We start from the raw sequence: 22,773 nt of genomic DNA, 5'->3' as shown, positions 1-22,773 counted from the left end.
CAAGTTTTTAAGTTAAACGTATTCTGCCTTTACTGTCAATCCGGATTTTACCGCCTCCGGTAAGGCGGACGGACGGAGCCTGAACCGTCACGTTTATGGTCTTGTACAAGTGGGTGGCCTGTGTCGGGATCACGTGAATCCGGCTCGTTCCGATTTTCAACGGGGTTACAACACCGGCGGGATCCACGCTCACGGCCACGTCATCACCCAAGAACAAAACATTCTGCAGGGAGTACGAGGGGAACATCTTGGCAACGATACGCTGAACGTAAGGATTACGCTGGGTGATGCGTTTCGTGTAGGTCAGTTCCATTCTCGTGGGAGCCAACGAAGCCGCACCCGATATGGACTCCTGCAGCTGCTTCATCTTCTCGATCTCGGCCTCTGCTGTGGTGGCCGTACTACTCGCACGGGCGGCAGCGGCAAGGGCTTCCGATTTGGCCGCATTTACAGAGCTGGCCTCCTTATTCGCCGTATCAGCTGCGGAGGACGCTTTCGTGGCGGCATTTGTGGCATTGGAGGCAGCTCCGTTGGCCGATTCCGTGGCTTTCTTTGCCGCTTCGGTAGCTGCTCCGGCAGTACCGGCGGCATCATTGGCACTTTTGGCAGCATTATTGGCCGCTGTGGTTGCCTTATCCGCATTACCTGCAGACGTGTTGGCTTTTGCTGCGGCTTCATTGGCGGCTTTCGTTGCCCCGCTGACCGCATCCAATGCCACGTCCTGCAATTTGGAGATAGGAGCCTCTACTACTTCCGGCACGCCACCGTTAAAGCGCAAGGCCGGAAGCGAGAGAAGCCCGTCCAACGAGGTGGCCACCGGTAGATCACCCACGCCTTTGGATTCGGCTCGGATGATCGCACGCACACGTTTGGCGATTTCCTGCAATTGTGCTTCTGTCAGTACCATAACTTATCCGTCTATCAATTTGACAATTTGTGCGTAACCGCCGGGATTCAAAACCAATGCGGCCTCTTTTATCATTAGAGCCTCCTCCGCCGAGATTTCAATATTTCCGGTGGATTGATAGATTTTAAGGCTCAAGCTGTAAGCACGGATTTTCTCGTCACCGCTCAAAGCATTCACCCTCTCATCTCTCCACTCCCCACTGAATAGGATCGGAGCAATGACATCTTTCATCAACTGCTCCTGTTCCACATCCGTACCCTCTACTTTTTTCGTGATCACCAACCCCTTATAATTCATAAAGGGAACATTCAAATTCACTTTCATAAATACCTCCTTTTTATCGTTACCAATCATTATCATTCATTGAACCTACTATCCAGCCTCTACCCAATAAATTAGACGCTGGCACAGGACTCATAAAATCCTCTATATTCCTACAATCGGCGATAGTACCGCCCGGCCATTTTACCTTATTACCGTTCGAATAGATATACACCTCACTATTTTGGTTATTGGCATTCATCACCGTTACCCGTTGACTTTTCATCCCGCTCAACAAATACCGGTACGTTCCTGAAGCTTTTATAATCACCAAATCAACCGGAAAACCAGCAGCATCTCCGGAGGAGCCATACAACGGGATAGTATAATAGGTCTCGTTATTGGATGACGTGGCAGAAGACAAAGAGACATATACCTTACCGGTTTCCGTCTCCAAACCATTCACGTAATAGTAACCATAGCTGCCATATACCACCAGCGTATTGCGTTGCCTTGCCCCGAAATTACCACGACACCAAACATCAGAGGTATAGAAACGGAAAGAACGCTTTTTGTCATAGTCATAGCCCTGATGATACAGGTCACCGTTAAACCACATCTTTCCATCACTGCCAAAGGAGATGCCTCCGACAATATCCCCGTCATTATTCACGCAGTTTAAGGATTTGAAGGAACCCGACACACCGACAACCGTTCCGCTGAACTCGCCGTTCTTGGCGATTATCTTTCCATCCGTGGTGAATTGTACGTTGCCATTCGCAGTTACAAGCCCCTCCAGCTTGATATGCTTGGCGTTTATTGTCACGGAGTCCGCCGCTTGGTTGATATAGGAAACAATGGCACCACCATCCTCAAGCGTCTTGCTCGCCCATAACTTATTGCCGTCTGCAGTAGTAATCCACCCAGCCTTGCTGATGGTTCCGTCTATCGTATCCACCCGGCTAACAATGGCATTGATTTGTTGTGCCGTCACGTGAAAGCTGCTCTCGTGCGTGGTGACACGATTGCCAAGGACATCCACCCGGTCAATGGTAGCCCATAGCTTGTTGCCGTCTGCCGTGGTGATCCAACCGGCGGTCTTGATGGTATGGTCTATGATTCCCAAATCATCCTCCGCCTTATCGATACGGCTCACGATAGCATTGATCTGCTGCGCCGTCACGTGAAAGCTGCTCTCGTGCGTGGTGACACGATTGCCAAGACTGTCCACCTCGGTTATGGTAGCCCACAGCTTGTTACCGTCTGCCGTGGTGATCCAACCGGCGGTCTTGATGGTATGGTCTATCTTATTCACCTCCTCGGCCACGGCAAGAATATGCTCGGCGGTCTGCTCGAACTTGGTACTGACCTCTTTTTTATAATCCTCTAACGGATGATTGGTCAGGGTTAGCTGCTCGATATACAAGTCACCGGTAAATTTCAGGAGAAAATCACCGGTTCCGTTCCATACTCCTGATATCTCCAGTATATCAAAGCCCTCACCAGCCGGAATAACCTGCTCCACATAGGGAGCGGATCCACTGAAACCGGCAGTCAGGATCCCCTCCTCGGCGCAATGATATTTCAAGGTTAGAAATATGACGCTGCCATCTTCCGGCTTGGTGATATCCGCATTCAGCTGGCGAATGTGACTCCGTTTGATCCGGAGCATGAAACGGCCATCGAAAGAGTCAATATCGGCCACCTTGTTTTTCTCGGAATAGAAATTCACGCCTAAATCAAGCAGCTGCCCTCCGATATCAAATAAAGCCATATCACTCTCACGCTCCCAATAAGCCATGTCATCCTGAAAGCTGGCGTTTTTCAAAAAGTTATCCTCCTCGGTCATCGTGCCCACAACGCTCTGCATGGCACTTTGCAGCATACCCTCCATTATCTCGAATTTCGTCCGGACATCCTCACCGGTACGCAGACGGAAATCACCCAGCAGATAGGCGTTGTTGGAATACAGACCATATCCCTGCAGCTGCCCCCACCAATAGGTAATAATACCGGCCAGACGTCCAAGCCGGAGACGCACGGCGTTGTCAGGATCCGTTTTCATCCCGTACAGGACATCAAGATACGGACTGCCCTCCTCAACGCTGGTTTGTTTGATAACCCCTTTGCGGTCTGAATTGGTGGCGGAGTCCACACGGGTAAGCACGTCACGAAAAACAACACTACCCTCATCGCCTACAAAATTCTTATAGGTGATGCTATCGAGCCGTTCCTCTCCTTTGGAGGTATCACCGACTTTGGCAGTGACCACCTGCAGTTCGTACTGCTTGATGATACCATCCACGGAAAAACGCTGAACCATCAGGATATCACCCGGACGGAAAGGGTTGTAAAGGACTCCTTTCTCCGTATCGAGATAGATTGTCTTTGTGCCCGCATCGATGTGATCGACACGCATCATGTCAGTTGTCAGACGGGTTCCGTTCTCACCCATCAGTTGTGAGATGACAAATTCATACACTCGCATAACCCCACGGACGGTCATCTCGTCCAGCTCCATGACGGCTTTCTTTTCCTTTACTCCTGCGGCATTAAGCACCTCTTTCCAAAACAATGCCCATCCGGTTCCGCCGGGGAAACCCGAAGTAAAGACCTCGGAGGAAAGCAGACCTTTGAAAGTGGAGTCTTTCTCTACCATAAGGCTTTGGACAAGAGCCTCGCCGATAACCTTTATCCCCTTCAAAAAGGTTTCAAGCTCTTTCGCCGTGTCGGGTATGTCCTTTCTGAGGTATTTGTCTGCCGTTTCTTTTTCCAGCTTGCTCAAGGAATTTGCGATCGTGCGTATTGTCCGGACGGCGGAAAGGACGTTATACTCGGTGGGATCAATACTGTCCCAGCTTTTCAATACGGTCAGCACGTCCTTATTCAGCTGTTCCTTATAGGCTGCCTGAATATCCACGATATTACTCTCGATCTGATTGATACGCCCGTAATCAACCGCATACGTGCATTCAATATCCATATCTGTGGTATTATTCACCCGGCGGGAGATCTTGGTCACACGGCTCTCGTGAGTGCCGGTGGGGAAATAAATCTCATTCTCCAAAAGGACACGCCGCCCCAATTTCAAATCGATATGGTTCTCATCCAAATAGATGTAATCGGTTGGAGCCTTATAGACTGACGTATCAATGCTTATCGACTCGATATGCTTCTGAACGGCCTCCTCGAATTCTTTTTCCGCCAGCGGATAATACTCTTTAGGCATCCGTATGTTCCAAAGGATATACTCGTCACCCGGCTTCGGGATCAGCAGGCCGCCCGGTAGCTGCTGGTTCTCATACGGGAATTGCGTGATAATCTCGAACTCCTTTGTCTCGGAGTTGAAATTCACCTCAAAATCACGCCCGTTCAACTCCCCGCCTTGAAACGACACCTGTTTAACAAGCCCCTCGATCTCATACGTGTTCGGATCGAAATTCAACCCCTCATCAGTAAAATAATATATAGTGAACGCATTGCCGTCCTCACCTGTGGCCTCTTCCGTCCTGACACCGGTAACAGTACCGATTCGTTTCGGGAATATGTACGCAAAGGCCTCCTCCTCCGCCTGCTCCACGATTCCAAGATGGATATTCCTTTCCACGTAACGGACACCACCCGGAAGCTGCAGGCGGCGGTGACCGTAATCAGAGGCCACGATATTACGGGTACTGCCAAGAGGATACAACCGGGTAAAGAAAGGAACCGTATCATTCTCCACACGGGAAAGCCTGAGCAGCCCCTTTCCGTACCCCAAAGATACGGGAGTGCCGTGTTCACAACGGCTCAGATTGATAGTGGTTCCCTCGATCCACCATTCGGTATTGAAATTCTTGGCTATTTCCGAAAGGGCATCGAAACAAAATATCTTATCATACTCTATGTTTACATTAGCGGAGGACACCACCTCGCCGATAACCCAATTTTTCGTCCCCTTGATACGGTTTATATTGTCACATATCAGCTGCAGGTGTTCGGCAGCCGTGGCATCATAGGAAAAGGAAAGCTCATCGTCACCGTCCACCATCTTGAGGACTTTGGCCTTTTTAAGCTCACTCTCTATACCGTAGAACTTGCAGCTGTAGGCATACTCAACGGTGGATTTCTGCTCCGGCTTGTAATCCTCCAGCAGCGTGAAGCGTTCACCCTCAAAATCCACGTAATCATTCACGCCCAGTTCCACGTACTCGTAAAGGGTAAACGACAAATTCAGGATATTGTCATTCATCACTTCCTTTACGTGGCGGTCGGAGTCTGACGGCGATACCGCAGTCTTGAACACCCCTTGCTGGTTGTATATTTTAAGCTCCATTTTGAACGCTGTTTGAATAATGTTTGAATACTATAACGAGGGAACCGGTTCCCGAAATTTCACGCTGAATTTTGCGATGACCTCACCCCCGAAATCGGTCAGCTGGGTGTAATCCGTGCAATCCTTGTAGTACATCCGGTAACTCCTGCCAAGCTCCGGAGGGTTGATGGTCAACCATCCCTTATTACCGGCCTTGAGAAATTTCAGGAATGACGAATAACGGGACAGGAATTGCGCCCGGTCTGCCGCTATGATCGCAAATTGCAGGGTGACATCACGAGCCTCCCATGCGGGTAAAAGCGCATCAGGCAGTTTCTCCCCGTCTTTTTCCCGGAATGACACAGCCGTGTGCGGCTTTGCCGATGGCGGTTTCAGCAGGGCGGAGTAATTCTTGGTATCACCCGCTTTCTCCTCTGCGAGGAATGCCCCATAATCCACAAAGACATCAACCCCGTTTATCAGTAACAAGCCTTTTAAAATATCCATTGTCATTTCATCTTTAAACCGTTTTGTTTGATATCCCTTATCTCATCGTATATCTTTGGCAAGGCATCGGTGTTCGTCTTTATCTTATCGATCGTTTCCAATGCTCCGCCTATGCCCTCTGATATATTCTCCACGTTCTCATCGATGGAGGCATCGTGCATCTGCAGGGAGGTCATCAATCCCTCCAGCTTTGTACCCTGATCCTGTGTGAGGGTTTGGAAAGCACCGGCACGCCCGCTTTGGGTGGTAGTCTTTTCCTCATCGTTTTTCCAAAGATCATACCCCATAGCGGCGGCCTTGTCTTTCCACGCTTCCATCCACGATTGAGCCGCATCAACGTTATTCCCGATATTGTCATAAAAGCTATCAATCAGGTGCATGGCATCACCCGCAATCTGTTCCTCACTTTTACCGCTTCCATATACCGCCTTTAACTTTTTCTGCAGGTCATCGAACTTATCGGCAAAGAACAGGGAATATGCGATCTGCTCTCCGAGGTTCTCCAGCACGGAAGCGGCCTGATCCGCAAAATTCTCCAATGCCGTGCCGCTTCCCTTGATGGCGGAAGTGATGGAGTCGAGCATTCCCTGACCGAGGCTCCCGAACGTTTCCTGCAGATAATCCTCCAAAGCCTGTTCCGCCTCGTCCATCGCATCTTTCAGGTCGATCAGGTTCTCAATATAGTTCCGGGTTTCATCGCTCATCTTACGGGTATCGAGAATGACTTGGAGCATCTCCGTATCCAGCTCGCCGTTGGCCTTTATCAGTTCAGGGTAAACATCAAGGATCCCGCTATAAACATCCTTTCCTTTTCCCCAGCCGAACAATCCCGTTTTTTTATGTCCCGTAACGATCTGCGCATCGTTCAACCCGCCAAAACCTTTCTGATAGTTCTCCAGCCGTTTGCGGTAGGTTCCGGCAAAATCACCCGTCATGCGCTCTATCCAGTTCATGGTGGGAGCGTCACCGGCCAGTTCTTCCTTGAATTGCGAGAGGGCATCACGATAGACCTCTATCGCATTAGCGGCCTTTGCTACCTGACGCTCCCCGAATATGTTCTCCGCCTTTTCGAGCAAAAGGTTCTGCTCCAGCAGTAAGAGGTTGTATTGCCGCTGGAAATCGAGCTTTGCCTTTTCAATCTCTTTTAGAGCCTCCTTGTGGCGGGCTTCCGCAGCAAAGGCCGAGGTCAGGAAATTTGCGGCCTCACCGATAGCCGCACCGATGCCACCGATCAAGCCACCCTTGGCGAAACCTTGTCCGATATTGGAAACCGCCCCCATCACCTGCTGCATACCGTTCAGGGCATCGGCAACCTCGTTGTCACCCATCTGGTCAAACATATTGGCAAGTTCACCAGCCGCCTCGGACGCTGCCCCGCTGATCGTACCGATTGCGCCGGACACCTCTTTGGCTCCTTTCGCACCTTTGAGTTCGGCAAAGCCTTTCTCAAATGTCTTGAAGATGTTCTCCCACTTATTATTGCCTCCCTTGCCGGTATCGAGCAATTTATCAAGGGCTTTTTTCAGCTTTTCAAGTTCTGCCGGACTTTTCTCTATGTTTTTCAGTTGATCCGGAGAGATGAACGTGATACCTTTCGCATCTCCCTTGCCGGATAAATATGCACGCAACTGCTTCGCCTGTGAGATAAGTTTCTGCAGTGAGTCGAAAGACATGGAAGAATAATCCCCAAAGAGCTTTTTAAAGAAATCATTGTCCTTTGAGATACTGTCAGCCTCCGCATCATTCACTGATTGGATGCCTTGTTTTACCTTTTCTCTTGCGACGGCTATCGCCCGGTCAATCTCCGCCGAGTTTGCCTCAGTCCGCTCCGCCTCCAATTTAGCGATATCATCATCACCTTGTTTCTTTATAGCCGCACGCTGTGCCTCATAGTCACGATATTTAGTCAGAAGTTCCTGCAGGGTTTCCTGCTGTTTCTTCTTTTTCTCCTCGTTATCCTTTTTCTCCTTACCGTCAATCTCTGCAACGGTGGCATCATATATCTGTGCAACCTGTATACGCTGGGTTGCGGCCTGTGCCGAGATATTGGCAAGCTGCTCAGGAGTAACTTTTTCCCCGGCGGCTTTCAGCTTGTTATAAAGTTCAATGCGCTGTTGCTCCTCACGGTTGATACGCTCTTTCTCCCGCTCAAAGTTCAACGATGCCTCCTCACGCTCCTTGTCATATCCCTCTTTCAGGATGGCGATACGCTGATCCTCTATCTTTTGCCGGGCTTTCAGTTCCAGCTCGGCGAGGTTGTTGGCCGGTTTCGCTTTATCCTTGTTGTTCTCAGGAGCCACGAACCCGCCGATACCGGATTTCTTTCCCAGCTCGGCATATTCCTCCTGCAGTTTCCTTGCCTCCTCCAGATAAGCGTCCCGCTGTTCCTCGGCGGCTTTTACGGCTGCATCCTTGGCCTCCTTATTATGTTTCTCGATCAACGTCTGAGCGTCAATCTGACCGTAAGACTCGCTTTGAGCCATATAAAGTCCCATTTTAGAGAACCAGCCCATCGAACCCTCGACATCGGATTCGGGAGTAGCCTTTACCTCGTTCACCTTTTCGTCCGCTTCCACCGCCTTGTTCACAAGGCTTTGGGCTTTCGCTTGCAGGAAAAGCATTTGGATATAGTCATCACTCTTTTGGATCAGCACATCGTACCACTCGGCAACGGTATTGTAATACCCGAAGCTCTCGCCGTATTTCCGGTTCAACTCCTCGACTTTAGCCTTTTCCTGTTCCTTACTGCCGGTAAAGTCTTTCAGGCTCTTTGTCGTATTTTCTATCTCGAAACGGGTTTTAATCATTTGGGCACGCCCGTCACTCTCTATTTTTACCCGTTCTTTCGCCTTTTCCGCCGCTTTCTCCTGCGCATCGCTGTATTTATCCCAAAGAACGATAAGCCCCGTTATTACGGCGGAAAGCCCTAATGTCAGAGTGGCCATCAAAGCGGTGGCCGCCGCATTGGAGATACCCAACGAAACGGCCAGCTTTGTATTGGCCGCCGTCAGCAGCTTTTTCATCTTGACAACGGTAACCAGCCGAAAAGCGGAATCCTTGTTCAGGGTATTCATGACTTGCTGCAGCCCCATAGTGACGGCCATGACGCTCTGCACACGGGTTTGTATCTTTATCAGATCCTCGTTTTCCGAGGCAAAAATCCCCATGACACCGGTGGCGGTCGTGAATAGACCGGACAAGCCGTTCACACCGCTCATCACTCCCTGCAAGGCAGCATCATCATTGGCGAGAATATTCGTTTGGGTACGCAGATCACCGATGGTATCGGCTAATACAGCGGCTTTATCGGCCATCTCCGCATACTCTTTGGTGTTCTGTTTGCCCTCCAAACGCAGGCGAGCCATCGCATCCTGCATCTCCCGGAGCTGCATGGAAAGCCGTTTGGTGGAAACGGATGCCTTGTCATGCTCCGCCTCAAGGGAGGAGAGAATGTTCTTGTCCTCCTGCAGGGCTTTGGTACAGGCATCTATCTCCGCACGCATCTCCAGCTGCGCCTTTCCGGGTGCAAGGTTGTCGTATTGCTTCTTTAAATCCTTGAGACAGGATTCAACATACTTGATCTGCTCTTTTTGGGCGGCAATACGGTCTGTGATGCTTTTAGACACCTGCTCGGCCTTATCTCCCAGCGTTTCGGCGGACTTGCCCGCCTTGTCAATGCCGGGAGAGAGCTTGTCTCTCATTATGAATTCTATCTCAACGGGTTTCATTGTTCTTTCAATCGTGATTGGAAAAATCCGGAAAGGCTTTTAGGTTTCCCTTTACCGCCTTTGCTTCCGGTTCGGTTGTTATCATTCTCTTTCTCGTAATGTGGCGCATCGGCAAGCATCATCCGGAGGGTTTGGTAATTGACACCCCAAAGAATGTATTTTACACTCCAGCCGGTGGCCGCAGCTATCTGCCACACTATACCAAAGGGGCTATGGGATCCGACATATTTCGTTCTTAACTCCCCTTTCTTTTTTGGCTCTCTCTCGGTTTCAGTGGATTGGATATCTGAACCGATTCGATAATACGCATAAAAGACTTTGTACCAAGCAAAGTGACAAAACGCTGGTTAGCACCCTGCAGGTACTTGTCAGGAACAAACCATCTCAAGAGCCATGCGACAATACCGGAAAACAATAGACCGGAAACCGCCCCACGGCAGATGGTCAGGGATACCATCTTGGAAACACGTTTGCCATGAATGGCAAGGAACGCCATCTCCTCATGCTTGTTGAACTGCTCCATCTCCTCGTATGTGATACCCAACTGCAGGTATAGCCTTGCGATCCGGATCTGACTCCCCAAGCAGGGACGTTTCATGGTTACCCTGATCGATACCGGTTTCTTTCTGAATGGCATCTTAAACTGCAAAAAAGGCAGGGAAACCCCTACATCAAGCAAAGCCTCCGCTGCCTCTATTTCCACGTTCTTTTTCATGGGTTACGCATTACCAGCCGCCTGACTCAACGTGAGGGTGGCCTTTTTGGTATTATCAGCCGCAAGGATAAACTCTACCGATCCGTTTCTCGCAGCCCCGGTATTGGCATCCGCCGTGATGGTAATCCTGCCGTTTACAATCTCAAGGCTGAAACCGGCGGGAACCTTTCCAACGGAAAACGCTCCGGAGGCTTCAATATCCACCGTCTTGCTTTCTCCACCTTTGGCGAATGACAAAGAGGTGGGCGTTATGGAAATAAATGGAACCGTGTCATCAAAGCTGAAAGGAGAACCTCCATCCAGCGGGTTCAACATTTCCATTTCACATTCGATACCCAGCGGATCATCACCGCCAATCTTGCCACGTACCACACCGTCCAGCGTCATGCGTTTCACCTCGATAGTCTGACCGGTTCCGCAGAGGATTTTCAATGTACCCTCCAATGAAACGGATTCCGAGGGAGCCTCCCATTTTGTACCGTCCACCGTTCCGCCCATCACATCCTTACAGTTCTGAGGAACAAGTTCGATCAGGGTAAACTTTAACAGGTTGGTGGCATCCTTTTTCTTTATTTTCTTGACCGGAGCATTACGAACCTGTGCGGCAAAGAGCTTGATATATTCAGCGGCATCACCGCCCCAATCAATACCGTCATCAGAAACATTGCCGATCTTTTTACCATTGAAATAAATGGCATCAAGGAGCATCATGTATCCGTCATTCACATATACTTTTGACATCGTTCTCTATTTTATAAAGGTTAATATTCTGTTTTTTAGTTTCTTTAGTGGAGAGGTAAGCAACAAACCGCCCACAAATCCGACTAAAAGCCATTTATACCATGTAGCGGGAGGTTTTTCCTTAATGCTTTGGGCGGCATCGCTCTCCGCCTTGTAGATTTCATCACTCCGGCTGCTCGTCTGTTCCATCCGGGAAATAACCCGCTTTAAACTATCCACCTCGCTGCGCTGTCGGAACACCTCACGCTCGTAAAAAAGACATTGCCGTGCGATAGAGTCACATTTACCAATAACCGTTATATTATCGCCATGCCTTTGTACGCTTACCGATGCCTGACCGTCTTTGGCCGTGTAGCCAGCACCGTCCGGCAAGTTAAGGAGGTTCTGTATCGGAACATCCACTTTCGCCTCCGACTCCGGGATCCCCTCCCGTGTCAGGGCGGTTATCGTCTGTCCCTGCAGTAGTTCCCCCGTCCTCTGAGCCGTCACGTCTGACTGCTCTCCGGTTGCTCCGGTGGTGGTTCCGCTTTTCGTCTGTTCCGTCAGTGTGTGTGACTGCAGGTTCTTGGTTAATTTCGCCGTGGCACACCCCGTCAGGATGAACACGGCTATGATTAGCACGAGGGTTGCCCCTCGGATTAGGTTTCTCATCATTTCCTGTTTGTTTATTGATTACTTTTCTTAATCTCTCCACCTCTTTGGTCAGGCGGGAGAGTTTTTGGATCATCTCCTCCTGATTCGCTTTCAGGTCGGCATTCTCCCTGCGGAGCTTGATATTCTCATCCAATATCTTCCGGTTCTCATCACTGAGCATATTGATGGACGCCTGAAGCTGGGATAACATATCATTGTTCTGCTTTCTACGGCCAACAAACCACGTGAAGATGCTACCGATAAAACCACCCGGCAGGGCGAACGTTAAAAAGTCCATCAGACCGTCCATCTCTTTGCTTTGTTATTGATTAATGCCTATGTTCCTGAGCCATGCCTGAACGTCAAATGACGGACACGCTTTGGCCGCAATCTCGTTATGACCGATGATTCTCACCCGTGGGAAACGGCGGTGGAAGTCTTTCACGTAATCCTCCAACGCTTTTAGTTGGCCGGGAGTACGGGTATCTTTGGGAGTCTTGCCGTCAGCGGCCACGCCGCCAACGTACACAATGTGCCGGGAAATGGTATTGTACCCTTTTGCTCCATTGGTAACCTCCCACGTATCCACCCGTGCGTCCTCGTTGTTCCGGGCCAATCGCTCCACCGTTCCGTCAAGGTGAAACATATCGGTATATCCTACCTGTTTCCAGCCACGGCCACCCTTGCTTACCGGGTTCGTGTGCCATGCTCTGATATCGTTACTCGTTACCTTACGGCCTTGAGGCGTGGCGGTACAGTGGATTACCAAATATTTCAATTCTGCCATAACCTTATCCTGCCACAGGGGTTCCCTGTACTAAAGCGATTACACCTTTTTTATCCTCCCGCATGATACGACCACCGGCACGTACAAGGAATGAATAAATATCACCGTAATAGGTTGCGTCACCCTCGTTCTCGAACGCTTTCACCTCACCCAGCGCACGGCAGACACTTTGCTCGTGCCATGCAAGTCCGGCGGCGAGATCGGTAGCTGCACCGGCAATACTCCATGCTTTAGGAGCTTTGGCCGCAGTATAAAGGGCAACCCTGCTGCGCATCATGATATTAAAGCTGAACAGCTTACCGAGGATACCGTTCTGCGCATCAGCAGAAGCGAGGAACGCCGTGTTCTCGTTCTCCGTCAGGCTGTTCAACAGCTGGGAGTACATCTGTGCATCCAGCAACAAATAACGCCCCTCCTGTGGAATATCATCGTTATTGAACTTGGTCATCAAGGCCAGCACGTCCGCCTTACAGATACCCTTACGTTTGCCGGTAGCCTTATCCGTGTAAGCGTCAACCTCCGCACCGGTAGTTTCAACGCACCCGGCAGCGGCAGGACTCCAGTTGAAAACGAAATCGAGTGCCACGTCATCCTGCAGCTTGAGTTTATCCTGACGCAGGACGGACTCCCGTTTATCATAGCTGAGTTCCACCGTATCAGCATTAGGGATAAGTACCGGATCCGTGGTGTATTCATCCAGCGGGAACGTCACATCGATATCCGTTCTTTTGGTTACCGTAGCCGGGAGGTTGGTTCGGTTCTTCTTGGTTCCGGACGCAGCACCGGCATTCGGGATGTGAACAATCTTGCCGTTGTTCACGTACTCATCGGCGTTGAACGCCTTGCTCAGGAAGCTATTGGAGGCAAATAAACCCTCCACGATAGCCGCCATCCAAATTTCTTTCTGAATTGCCATTTCTATTCTTGCTTTAATGGTTAATAATTACAGATTCGGTTCGATACCGAAACGCTCTTTAAACTTGGACTTATACAAGTCCGGAGCAGCATCTTTCAGCTCAACGAGCTTACCGGCTTTATCCAGCTCATCCCATGATTTGTCTTTCCAATCACCGAGTGTCACACCGGATCCTTTATCCGTGTTGATTTGACCGGCCACGTTTGCACGACACGGGATAGCTGCCAGCATAGCCTTTGTTCCCTCGAAATCCTTATCGAAAAGGTTCAGCAGGTTCTCACGGCCTTTCGCATCATAGCGTCCGTCTTTAATGGCCGCATCGATCAGGGAAATCGCCTCCCGCTTCTGGGATTCCTTTTTGGCCTCGTTCATTTTATCCACTGCGGCGGCCAGCGTCTTGTTTTCTTTTTCCAAGCGGTCGGCATTGGCAATGATTCCCTGAATGGCGGTTACGATTTCCGCCTCGCTTGCAGAGTCCTGCAGCTTCAATACTCCTGTAAGTACGCTCATTTTTAATTGTTTTTTGGGGTTATTACTGTGATCTATCAACCGGATAAGATTACCCTTATCATTCAGGTCGATAATCTGTTTGCTCTCTCTGTCATAGAATACCAGCGCATTGTGATTGGCTCCGATTGTAACGACACTGCCCTCCCGAACCGTCCATCTCGTAACGGTAGGGAGTGTTTGTCCGGGGAGCATCAGGTCATAGGCATCGCTTTTCTCCTCCGGAGGCCACGCACCGATAGAGGCCATACGGATAAAGTCATTCTCAACTTTACGCTTTACCTCTGCGGCACGGGCATCTCCCTCATCGAACACGGCATTGGCTAAAATCTTACCTCCCTCAACACGTATATTTTCCCACCGGCCAATCGGCAGGGAGTAATCATCGTGATTCAGAAGCATCACGGGATTCTTTTTAAACTCCTCCAAATTGGCTCCGCTGGTGAGCATCCTAAAACCGTAGGTGTTCACCGACTCATCATGTAATACAAAGGTTAATTTGCCCATTTCGCTCGTTTGATTTTGTGACAAAATTCAGGGTAAAAAACGGGCTGTACAAATCGGCCTGTAACCGTTTCAACTTAAACCGCAGCCATTTCAGTTTAAACGTAAACCATTACAAACCAATTATTTTCACTCACCGCAAGGCTTTACCTTTGGGCTATAAAATGATACAATTATGGCGGAAGAACTGAAAGCAAATCAACGGAAAGAATGGGCGAAATTGATGTATCTCAAAGAGAACATCACCCAGCAGGAAATTGCCGACCGGGTAGGTGTTTCCCGTGTCACGGTGAACAAATGGGTTAAGGAATGGGAGGGTTTAAAGCTCAACCTCCTGCAGACACGGGAGGAACGGATCAGCTCCACGCTCACGCAGCTGGATGAACTCGACCGCTCCATCGCAGGCAAAGAGGAGGGGAAACGGTATCCCTCAGCGGCGGAGGCCGATATACGGCGCAAACTGACGGCTGACCTTGAGGCATTGGAACAGGACGCCTCCATCAGGGATATATACAACGTGTCCCGTGGGCTGCTCGATTGGCTCCGACAGCAGGATCTCGAAAGGGCAAAGGAGTTGAGTGATTATTTCGATGCGTACATAAAGGAGAAAATGAAATGGGTAAAATAGATGATATTCAGGCATACAAGGAGTGGACTGAATACCACCGTTCACTCAAAAGGGACAAAGCCGCCGACAACCTCTCGCCGGTGGAACGAAAAAAGAAGCTGGAAAAGCTGGAGGCGAACGTCATCGAATGGATCCTGTTCTTTTTCTCGGAGTTCGCAAAGTACCCCTTTACCAAGTTCCACAAAAAGGCAATCAAACGCATCACCACGAATATGGAATGGTACGAGGTTCTCTCGTGGTCACGTGAGCTGGCAAAATCCACCATCGTGTTCATGTGTATGATGTACCTCGTGCTGACCGGGAAGAAAAGGAACGTGCTGCTTATATCAAACAGTCACGAGAACGCAGTCCGACTATTAGAACCGTACAAAAAAGCCTTTGAGAGCAATTCCATGTTAAAGGCGTATTACGGCGACTTGAGGGAGTTCGGGAGCTGGACGGCAGATGAATTCACTCTCACTACCGGGGCAACATTCCGGGCTATCGGTGCGCTGGAGTCACCTCGTGGAACAAGAAAGGACGCTGTTCGTCCGGACACGGCTCTCGTGGATGACTTCGATACGGATGCGGACTGCAGGAACCCGGACATCCTGAAAAAGAAATGGGAATGGTTCGAGGAGGCTCTGTTTCCAACCCGATCCATCAGCGAGGATTTGCTGGTGATATTCTGCGGAAACCTGATCGCTCTTGACTGCTGCGTGAAACGTGCCGGTGATAAAGCTGACCATTGGGATATCGTGAACATCCGGGACAAGGATGGCAAATCCAGCTGGCCGGAAAAGAACACGGAGGAACGCATTAACCGTATCCAGTCCAAAATCAGCACAAAGGCGTTCCAGCAAGAATACATGAACAACCCGCTCTCCGAGGGTGACACGTTCAAAGAAATGGTATGGGGCAAATGCCCGCCGCTCTCAAAGCTGCAGTTTGCCGTTGTTTACGGGGATCCGGCTCCGTCCAACTCAAAGAACAAGGCCACCTCTTTCAAAGCCTGTTTCCTTATCGGGTATTATGACGGTCGATTCTATGTTTATACCGGTTATCTTGACCACGTGGTAAACGAGGAGTACGTGAACTGGTATTATTATCTCCGGGATTACGTGGGACAAAAAACGCAGGTATATAATTACATCGAAAATAACAAACTGCAGGATCCTTTCTACGAACAGGTGTTCGTTCCGCTATTTAGCGAGAAAGGAAAACAACTCGGATTTATCGGGATCATACCGGATACCCGGAAGAAACCGGAAAAGTTTGACCGTATCGAGGGAAACCTTGAGCCGATCAACCGGCGAGGACAACTCATCCTCAACATTGACGAAAAGGATAATCCGCACATGAAAAGGCTGGAGGAGCAGTTCCTGCTCATCAACCGAGCTATGAAATCACCCGCTGACGGCGTGGACTGCATCGAGGGTGGCGTGTGGATCATCAACCAAAAGATAAGCACGCTCTCGGCTGGATCCTACACCGTGGGCGCACGTGTAACCAATAAAAAGAGATTTTAATCATGGCATTTATCACACCCAAAGAATTGGAAACGCACCTCTATAAAGAGAATATAGAGGCTATCAGCAGGGAGGATGAAACAATCCTCACGGCAGCCATAGACGCTGCCGTACAGGAAGCATACGGATATCTTGGTGCGTATGACCGCAAAAAGATTTTCGAGGCCACAGGGAGCCAAAGAAACGCCCTCCTGCTCATTTTTGTAAAGGACATAGCCGTGTGGCATTTCGTGAACCTATGCAATGCCGGTACTGACCTGCAGCTCCGGCAGGATAGGTACGAGCGTGCCGTGGCATGGCTCAGGCAAGTACAGAAATCAGACATTAAGCCTAACCTCCCCATTATAGACGAGGACGGTGACGGGAAACCGGATACTGCAGGTGAATATATCTACGGGAGCAATCCCAAGCGTAATCAACATTTTTAATATATGACTATGGCGAACAAGAAAAAAAAGACGGCCACGACAAATACCGGGGCAAAATCAAAGGAGCAGCTGGTCATCCATCAGATCGTAGTCAAGGCTCCCCAGCGGAAAGTGTATGACGTGGGGAATTGGCGGACGGCTCTCTCCTCTGCAGACAATGGACGAACAAAGCAGCTTTATGACCTGCTTGATGATATCATGATTGACGGCGTTTTGAGCGATGCCGTTCAAAAGCGTATCGATGCGGTCACGAACTCGGAGCTTACTTTCCAAAATGCGGCTGGGGAGGAAGTGGAGGAGATCGCAGACCTGATGGACACCACCGCATGGGAGGATCTGCTGACTGAAATCCTGAAAAAGAAAATATACGGGCGTTCAGGCATTGAAATGACCTTTAATGACGGTTTCAACGTGGAACCGATTCCGGCAAAGCATATCAACCTGAAAAACCGCACAATCCTCCGGCAGGACACGGACGAAATAGGCATACCATACGAGGGAGATTCACAGCTGCTCATTCTCGGCAAAGACCGGGATTTCGGTTTGTTACTCAAGGCGGCTCCCTATGCCATCTACAAACGTGGAGGCTTTGGGGATTGGTCACAATGGATCGAACTTTTCGGGATGCCCCAGCGCATCGGTAAATACAACACGTATGATCCGGAGAGCCGCAAGCTGCTGGAGGAGGCTTTCGATAAAGCCGGATCCGCACCGTATGTGGTCATCCCAAAAGAGGCGGATGTGGAAACCAAAGAGGGCGGAACGGGTTCAGGATCCTCGTACAACGAATTCCGGCAGGCCAACAACGAGGAGATGCTGATCACTATCCTCGGACAAACCATGACCACCGTACAGGGAGAGAAAGGCGCACGTTCATTGGGTGAGGTTCACAAGGAGGTAGAGGAGGGAAAGAATAAATCTGACCTCCGGTACGTGCAGCGTGTCCTCAACCAAAAGGTACTCCCCATGCTGGAGGCGAGAGGGTATCCCGTTGCTGGCGGAAAGTTCATTTTCCCAAAAGCGGCGGAGCAGCTCTCCGTTGCCGAGGTGGTGCAGCTCTCCGACATCATGGATATCCCGCAGAGCTACCTGCATGAAAAATATTCGATTCCCGTGCCTAAAGACGGGGAGCCGGTCGCAAAACGTGCCTCCTCTCAGGCCGCTCAGTTCGATATAGGAGAGGATTCGGAGGAGGACACAATCAGTAATGCAGACCGTAATTTCTTTATGCGCTTATGGGATTTTTTCGTGCAAGCCCCGCAGGTCGGGGCATCCATTGGAAAAGCCCCCATCAGGCTGAATGATAACGCTCCGATGTCGGAAAAGCTGGCCGCAAGGATTGCAAACGGCGAAACCGGGAAGTTCGATGCGGAGTTGTTCTCCTTTATTGCTACCGACTTTTTGAACGGTGTTCAAAGTGCGTTCAAACGTTCAATGAACCATGCGGATGTAAGATTCGCATACGGCCTGCAGGATGACGCTTTCATCACCGCTTTGGAGATGAACCTGTTTCATTTCTCCGCCGGTAAGACGCTGGCGGAAATTCAGGAGCTGAACAAGGCGTTCAGGGAGAGCGGTAATTTTCAGGAGTTCTCCAAAAAAGCGGAGCAGATATGTGGCACGTTCAATAAAACGTGGCAAAAGACGGAATACGAAACGGCGGTACTAACGGCGGAGTCCGCCAGCAATTACCACCGGCTCATGGGAAAAACGAAAATGTTCCCTTATTGGAAATATGTCACTGCCGGGGATGAAAAGGTAAGGGAGGAACACCGGAAGCTGGACGGGGTGATATTACCGGCCAATGATCCACGGTGGAAAAAGATATTCCCGCCCAATGGCTGGAAATGCCGTTGCCGGGTGGTTCCGCTCATGAAACACGAGGTAGAGGGTATAGACATCAACGCCATGCGTGCCATTGTCGATGAATACCTCGGTACGAGTGAATGGAAAATGAACGAGGCTCAGGGCTGGGATTCAAACCGGGGAGAAACGGCTGAGGTGTTTTCCAAGAACCAGCATTATATCCGCAAGTTTCCCGATAAGGCCGCCTCCTTGCTGGGTGACCTGCATTATAATGATTACGGGCTGGAGTCCTTTGGAAAGAAAGCGGCGGCAGCGACCGAAAAAGCACCGGTGTTTGCCGGGGATCCGAACCAGTGGAGGGATTCGCATCAGGTGATGGATGACTACAAAGGCCGGAAGGTGCAACTCACGGAGGAGGTGTTCAAACGTCACACCACAAAGAAATACGAGGAGGCTCGTGTCCCGCTCGTGGAGTGTATCCCGGACGTGCTTAAAAACCCGGACGAGGTATGGATAAACGACTATCAGAAGAAGTTCGACAACCTGAACTTTATCAAGTTTTACGAGGATAAGGTGATTAACGTGGTTTGCGAGGTTAAGAACGGAACGCTCTATCAGGTCACGACATGGTTCGAGATAGAACAGAACGCCAACATCAAGGTGAAAGGCCGCAGGAGCAGAAAGATAGACCCACGATGGAGATATCGCCGTGGGCTGCTTATCAAAAAGTAAAAGGAGGCTCTGAGAACCTCCTTTTATATACGGATTAACATCCCGCTCCGCCGTATAAAACCCGGGCTTTTTGATGCCCCCGTCATCCGTCAGGTGTTGGCATATTCGATTCATCCCCGGAGCGATATGCTTACGGAAGCAAATATACAAAATTATTTCAATATGAATATCAAAGAATTAAATAATTATCTGCAATCGCTCCCGGAGGAGATAATCTCCGATGCGGCAGAAATCGTGGCGGAAACGGCCACGGAATACTATAAATCAGCTTTCAGAAAGAAAGCATTTGACGGGAACCCGTGGACTCCGGCAAAAGCACCGAAAACAACCGGTTCCCTGCTGATCGACTCCGGTGCGCTGGTGAACAGTATCAGACCGGCGGTGATAACTCCCCAGCGGGTGGTTATCTCTGCAGGGAATGAAAAGGTAGATTACGCTCAGGTACACAACGAGGGATTCAAAGGTATAGTACCCGTACCGGCACACACCCGGAAAACAAAACGGAAAGATGTACCGGTCAAGGCGCACACCCGGAAAACTAACATCCCGAAACGTGAATTCATGGGAGATTCGGAAGAATTGAACGAGCAGATACACGCACGGATAGAGGGATATATTGACTCACTTTACAATGAATAGCTATGAACAAAGAAATTTTTATTGCCGTTTGTGACCGGCTGAAAACAGAAGTACCCGGGCTCCGATGGATAGATGCCGAGGAGGGACAACTAAACACGGGAGAGCGGCCTGCTGTGGCTTTCCCGTGCTGCCTGATAGATATATCTTATCCGTCCTGCGAAACCCACATGGGTGGCCGACAAAAGATAAAGGCGCAAATACAGCTCAGGGTGGCCTTTCAAGCCGGAGGGAGCACAAATGCGGCAGCCCCTAAACTTGTCAGGGAACACGCTCTCTCCTGCATGGACACGTTGGATAAGATACACGAGGCTTTGCAATGGTGGAACGGAGGGAACCTTTTCAATCCGATGCGCCGCCTCCGGGGTGCGCCGGAAAAAAGAGCGGACGGCCTGAAAGTGTATAACGTAATCTATGAAACCGAGTTTATGGATTAGTTCCAATCAAAACCGGGAAACATCGCTTTGAGCTTGCGGGTGGATATTTTGGAACGCAGAAGTTCATTGTAAAAATCATCCTGCTCTACCAGCGTGTTGCTGATGGTTCGCTCCTCGACAAAGAACTCGTTATCGGAAAGGATTCTCAGCACGTCATCGAAGCGGCGGCGTTTGATCTCAGTCCAATAGTAATAACGGGCGGTCATGATACGGTTTCGCTTTTCGAGGCGGTCACGGCGGGAAGTGATGGCAGCATCGGAAGAGGCAACCGTGCGTGTTCTGCGGCGGTTACCAGATTTCTCTATTTCCGGGCAAAAAAAAGGTATCACGAGCTGCTCCTGCATATTCATTTGATTAGTTAATGCAAAGTTACATTATTTGCACCATAGTACAAAAAAGTCCGCTGAAAATTAGGAATTCAGCGGACTTTTATTATTGATTAAAGGGCTTCTACATGGCAAGCTCGCCCTCTTTGTCATCCTTACCCGGAATGAACGGCTTTATGGTGGTTACCACCGAGCTGGTCACTTTCACTCTGCCGGATCCGAGGCAGGTCGGACACCTGCAGGATTCGGACACCTTTGTCCTGTTCTCATCGCTGTACTCGAATACAACGCCTTTTCCCTCGCAACGCTTGCATACAGCCACACGGGTGGGAATATACCGGGCTTTCGCATTATTCGTCTGTTCCATCTGATTCCTCTTTTATTATTGTTAATTCTTCACTTGATTTCGGGTGATACATGAAATCGGTTTTGAGCTTTTTGAAAACCGTAAGTTCCACCTGAAAATTCTCAAATTCCTTGTTCCGGCTGGAAAGCTGGCGTTTGATGAACTCGGTAACGTCACGTTTCATTTCAGGAACCGACATCTCGCCACCCGTTTCCGGGACGTACAACCCCTCAAGCCGGAGCTTGCGGTAACCTCTGCGATGGATTTGGAATTGAACTTTGTATATCATGACCACCCCTCCTTATGCCTCTGTCATACCGAGGGGAATGGTCACCCACATACCGTCCTCGTTCTTCATTTCCGCCCTCACGAACTGTTTGCTGATCGCTGGCTGGTATGCCTCCTCAATGATACGCACCCCCTCCATGAAACGCTCGTTGTCGCTTTCCTCGGCAACCTTGCGAAGCTGGACGATGCGGCTGGCTTTTAACGTGCCTTTGGAATCACGAGCCAGCAGTCTCAAGACCATGTTCACGAGTGATTTCGTTTTAGCATTGTCGGCGAGGCTCTCGATGTACTCTTTCACGATGGCGATGCCGTCCTCCACCGTGTCACGGTAACCGTCCGTCACGTACACGCCGAGGGTAATGCGCTTGTTCCCCTCCGAATTGGTAAAGGTATGGCTGCGCTGGTCATCCTTTACGACTTTCAAAACCTCGCATTTCATGTCGAGGATACTCTTAAAGTTCTCCAGCACCGTTTTTTTGGTTTCCTTGATATCCTCACTCAAGGAGAGGAGTACCGGGATTGCGCTGTTCACTTCGTCATCCACCATTTGGCGGTACGTTTCACGTTCGGCTTTCGCCTTTTCCTGAGCCTCTTTTTTGGCCTTTTCTTTACGGAAAGCCTCGAATTGAGCCTTTTCCTCCGCCGTCATTTCAACGGTCTGCTTTTCTTCAATCTGTGCCATAATATCACATTTTAAATGGTTTATAAATAAGTTAATTGAGTTCTTTCTTTGCTTTCTGCATATCCTTTTGCCGGATGGAGCGGATCCGGAGCAATACCGCATCCAAATCATCAGCGGACAACTCCCTGAATTTCTTTCCTGCGATACGAACGCCCAAACAAAAGTTATCCACCGCCGCCCAATTTGCCGTATCAATACCCATCAACTGCATTTGGTGGAGAACGGCAGAGCGTTTCTTTTTCAGAACCTCGTAACTGACCGGACGGCTGGATCCGGTCTGCTTCTCCATCTCCCGTATCATCGAGTTATATTCACTCAAAGTCATTTCTCTCAGTGAGTCCGTCCGCCCATTCGTAAAGCTGGATACAAGCTGCAGCTTTAAACCGTCCCTGTCAGAACAGGGCATTTTCGCCAGCAGCGTCCAAAAACGTGAATAACTGTTTGTCTTTGCCATAA

At 49.9% G+C, this 22,773-nt stretch carries 24 protein-coding genes; 6 read left to right on the top strand and 18 right to left on the bottom strand.

The window, feature by feature from the left end:
• Positions 1 to 7: 7 nt before the first annotated feature.
• From RE317_RS16565 to RE317_RS16505, 13 genes are all read right to left on the bottom strand, one after another.
• Positions 8 to 832: a hypothetical protein gene (locus RE317_RS16565; RefSeq protein ID WP_259342113.1), complete on the bottom strand. Its 825-nt coding sequence runs from the start codon at positions 830 to 832 to the stop codon at positions 8 to 10.
• 78 nt (positions 833 to 910) lie between these two features.
• Entirely contained in the window at positions 911 to 1,231 is a 321-nt protein-coding gene (locus tag RE317_RS16560; RefSeq protein WP_118404436.1) for a hypothetical protein, read from the bottom strand.
• Positions 1,232 to 1,250: 19 nt separating this feature from the next.
• A complete protein-coding gene (locus RE317_RS16555) occupies positions 1,251 to 5,483 on the bottom strand; it encodes a hypothetical protein (protein WP_151853698.1) in 4,233 nt (1,410 codons plus the stop codon).
• Positions 5,484 to 5,513: 30 nt separating this feature from the next.
• Positions 5,514 to 5,975, bottom strand: a complete 462-nt coding sequence (locus tag RE317_RS16550) for a hypothetical protein (protein ID WP_005779424.1) — start codon at positions 5,973 to 5,975, stop codon at positions 5,514 to 5,516.
• Positions 5,972 to 9,697 (bottom strand): hypothetical protein, encoded by a 3,726-nt coding sequence (locus RE317_RS16545; RefSeq protein WP_303266261.1) that lies wholly within the window; start codon positions 9,695 to 9,697, stop codon positions 5,972 to 5,974. Before RE317_RS16545 ends, RE317_RS16550 begins: the two co-directional genes overlap by 4 nt.
• Complete coding sequence (locus RE317_RS16540; RefSeq protein ID WP_005779428.1) at positions 9,694 to 9,894, bottom strand: hypothetical protein; 201 nt, start codon at positions 9,892 to 9,894, stop codon at positions 9,694 to 9,696. Before RE317_RS16540 ends, RE317_RS16545 begins: the two co-directional genes overlap by 4 nt.
• Positions 9,895 to 9,932: 38 nt before the next feature.
• Entirely contained in the window at positions 9,933 to 10,412 is a 480-nt protein-coding gene (locus RE317_RS16535) for a hypothetical protein (protein ID WP_005940336.1), read from the bottom strand.
• A 3-nt stretch (positions 10,413 to 10,415) separates the two neighbouring features.
• Complete coding sequence (locus tag RE317_RS16530; RefSeq protein ID WP_005940338.1) at positions 10,416 to 11,153, bottom strand: BACON domain-containing protein; 738 nt, start codon at positions 11,151 to 11,153, stop codon at positions 10,416 to 10,418.
• A 6-nt stretch (positions 11,154 to 11,159) separates the two neighbouring features.
• Entirely contained in the window at positions 11,160 to 11,555 is a 396-nt protein-coding gene (locus RE317_RS16525) for a hypothetical protein (RefSeq protein WP_118576600.1), read from the bottom strand.
• Entirely contained in the window at positions 11,527 to 12,096 is a 570-nt protein-coding gene (locus RE317_RS16520) for a hypothetical protein (protein WP_129643929.1), read from the bottom strand. The genes RE317_RS16525 and RE317_RS16520 overlap by 29 nt, the downstream gene beginning before the upstream one ends.
• Positions 12,097 to 12,108: 12 nt before the next feature.
• Positions 12,109 to 12,573, bottom strand: a complete 465-nt coding sequence (locus RE317_RS16515) for an N-acetylmuramoyl-L-alanine amidase (protein ID WP_032602135.1) — start codon at positions 12,571 to 12,573, stop codon at positions 12,109 to 12,111.
• Between the two features lie 4 nt (positions 12,574 to 12,577).
• Positions 12,578 to 13,489, bottom strand: coding sequence for a hypothetical protein (locus RE317_RS16510; RefSeq protein WP_080689912.1), 912 nt, complete (start codon positions 13,487 to 13,489; stop codon positions 12,578 to 12,580).
• A 27-nt stretch (positions 13,490 to 13,516) separates the two neighbouring features.
• On the bottom strand, positions 13,517 to 14,503 hold the full coding sequence (locus RE317_RS16505; RefSeq protein ID WP_032602136.1) for a hypothetical protein: 987 nt from the start codon (positions 14,501 to 14,503) through the stop codon (positions 13,517 to 13,519).
• A 172-nt stretch (positions 14,504 to 14,675) separates the two neighbouring features.
• Here RE317_RS16505 and RE317_RS16500 point away from each other — a divergent pair, with 172 nt between their 5' ends.
• The 6 genes from RE317_RS16500 (at position 14,676) to RE317_RS16475 (ending at position 20,675) form a co-directional block, all read left to right on the top strand.
• The gene (locus tag RE317_RS16500) at positions 14,676 to 15,128 is read left to right on the top strand and encodes a helix-turn-helix domain-containing protein (protein ID WP_005779446.1); all 453 of its coding nucleotides are present in this window, start codon (positions 14,676 to 14,678) and stop codon (positions 15,126 to 15,128) included.
• Positions 15,116 to 16,636, top strand: coding sequence for a hypothetical protein (locus tag RE317_RS16495; protein ID WP_032557940.1), 1,521 nt, complete (start codon positions 15,116 to 15,118; stop codon positions 16,634 to 16,636). The genes RE317_RS16500 and RE317_RS16495 overlap by 13 nt, the downstream gene beginning before the upstream one ends.
• 2 nt (positions 16,637 to 16,638) lie before the next feature.
• Positions 16,639 to 17,064, top strand: a complete 426-nt coding sequence (locus RE317_RS16490; protein WP_032602137.1) for a phage protein Gp36 family protein — start codon at positions 16,639 to 16,641, stop codon at positions 17,062 to 17,064.
• A 291-nt stretch (positions 17,065 to 17,355) separates the two neighbouring features.
• Positions 17,356 to 19,602, top strand: coding sequence for a DUF935 family protein (locus tag RE317_RS16485; protein WP_241149366.1), 2,247 nt, complete (start codon positions 17,356 to 17,358; stop codon positions 19,600 to 19,602).
• 162 nt (positions 19,603 to 19,764) lie between these two features.
• Positions 19,765 to 20,241, top strand: coding sequence for a phage virion morphogenesis protein (locus tag RE317_RS16480; protein ID WP_032602155.1), 477 nt, complete (start codon positions 19,765 to 19,767; stop codon positions 20,239 to 20,241).
• Positions 20,242 to 20,243: 2 nt separating this feature from the next.
• On the top strand, positions 20,244 to 20,675 hold the full coding sequence (locus RE317_RS16475) for a hypothetical protein (RefSeq protein ID WP_005779457.1): 432 nt from the start codon (positions 20,244 to 20,246) through the stop codon (positions 20,673 to 20,675).
• Here RE317_RS16475 and RE317_RS16470 read toward each other — a convergent pair.
• The 5 genes from RE317_RS16470 to RE317_RS16450 all read right to left on the bottom strand — a co-directional run bounded on the left by RE317_RS16470 (position 20,672) and on the right by RE317_RS16450 (position 22,771).
• Positions 20,672 to 21,019 (bottom strand): hypothetical protein, encoded by a 348-nt coding sequence (locus RE317_RS16470; protein ID WP_118576608.1) that lies wholly within the window; start codon positions 21,017 to 21,019, stop codon positions 20,672 to 20,674. The two genes, RE317_RS16475 and RE317_RS16470, sit on opposite strands and share 4 nt — an antisense overlap.
• A gap of 106 nt (positions 21,020 to 21,125) precedes the next feature.
• Positions 21,126 to 21,368 carry a hypothetical protein gene (locus RE317_RS16465; protein WP_032602139.1) on the bottom strand — a complete coding sequence of 81 codons (243 nt, stop codon included), beginning with the start codon at positions 21,366 to 21,368 and terminating at the stop codon, positions 21,126 to 21,128.
• Positions 21,352 to 21,636: a hypothetical protein gene (locus RE317_RS16460; protein WP_172770192.1), complete on the bottom strand. Its 285-nt coding sequence runs from the start codon at positions 21,634 to 21,636 to the stop codon at positions 21,352 to 21,354. The genes RE317_RS16465 and RE317_RS16460 overlap by 17 nt, the downstream gene beginning before the upstream one ends.
• Positions 21,637 to 21,648: 12 nt before the next feature.
• A complete protein-coding gene (locus RE317_RS16455) occupies positions 21,649 to 22,317 on the bottom strand; it encodes a DUF3164 family protein (protein WP_032580089.1) in 669 nt (222 codons plus the stop codon).
• Positions 22,318 to 22,348: 31 nt separating this feature from the next.
• The gene (locus RE317_RS16450) at positions 22,349 to 22,771 is read right to left on the bottom strand and encodes a hypothetical protein (protein ID WP_005779468.1); all 423 of its coding nucleotides are present in this window, start codon (positions 22,769 to 22,771) and stop codon (positions 22,349 to 22,351) included.
• Between the last annotated feature and the right edge of the window lie 2 nt (positions 22,772 to 22,773).

The sequence above is a fragment of the Phocaeicola sp. GP0067 genome (assembly GCF_031119655.1).
Classification (GTDB): domain Bacteria; phylum Bacteroidota; class Bacteroidia; order Bacteroidales; family Bacteroidaceae; genus Phocaeicola; species Phocaeicola vulgatus.
This window is presented reverse-complemented; position numbering and strand designations above follow the sequence as displayed.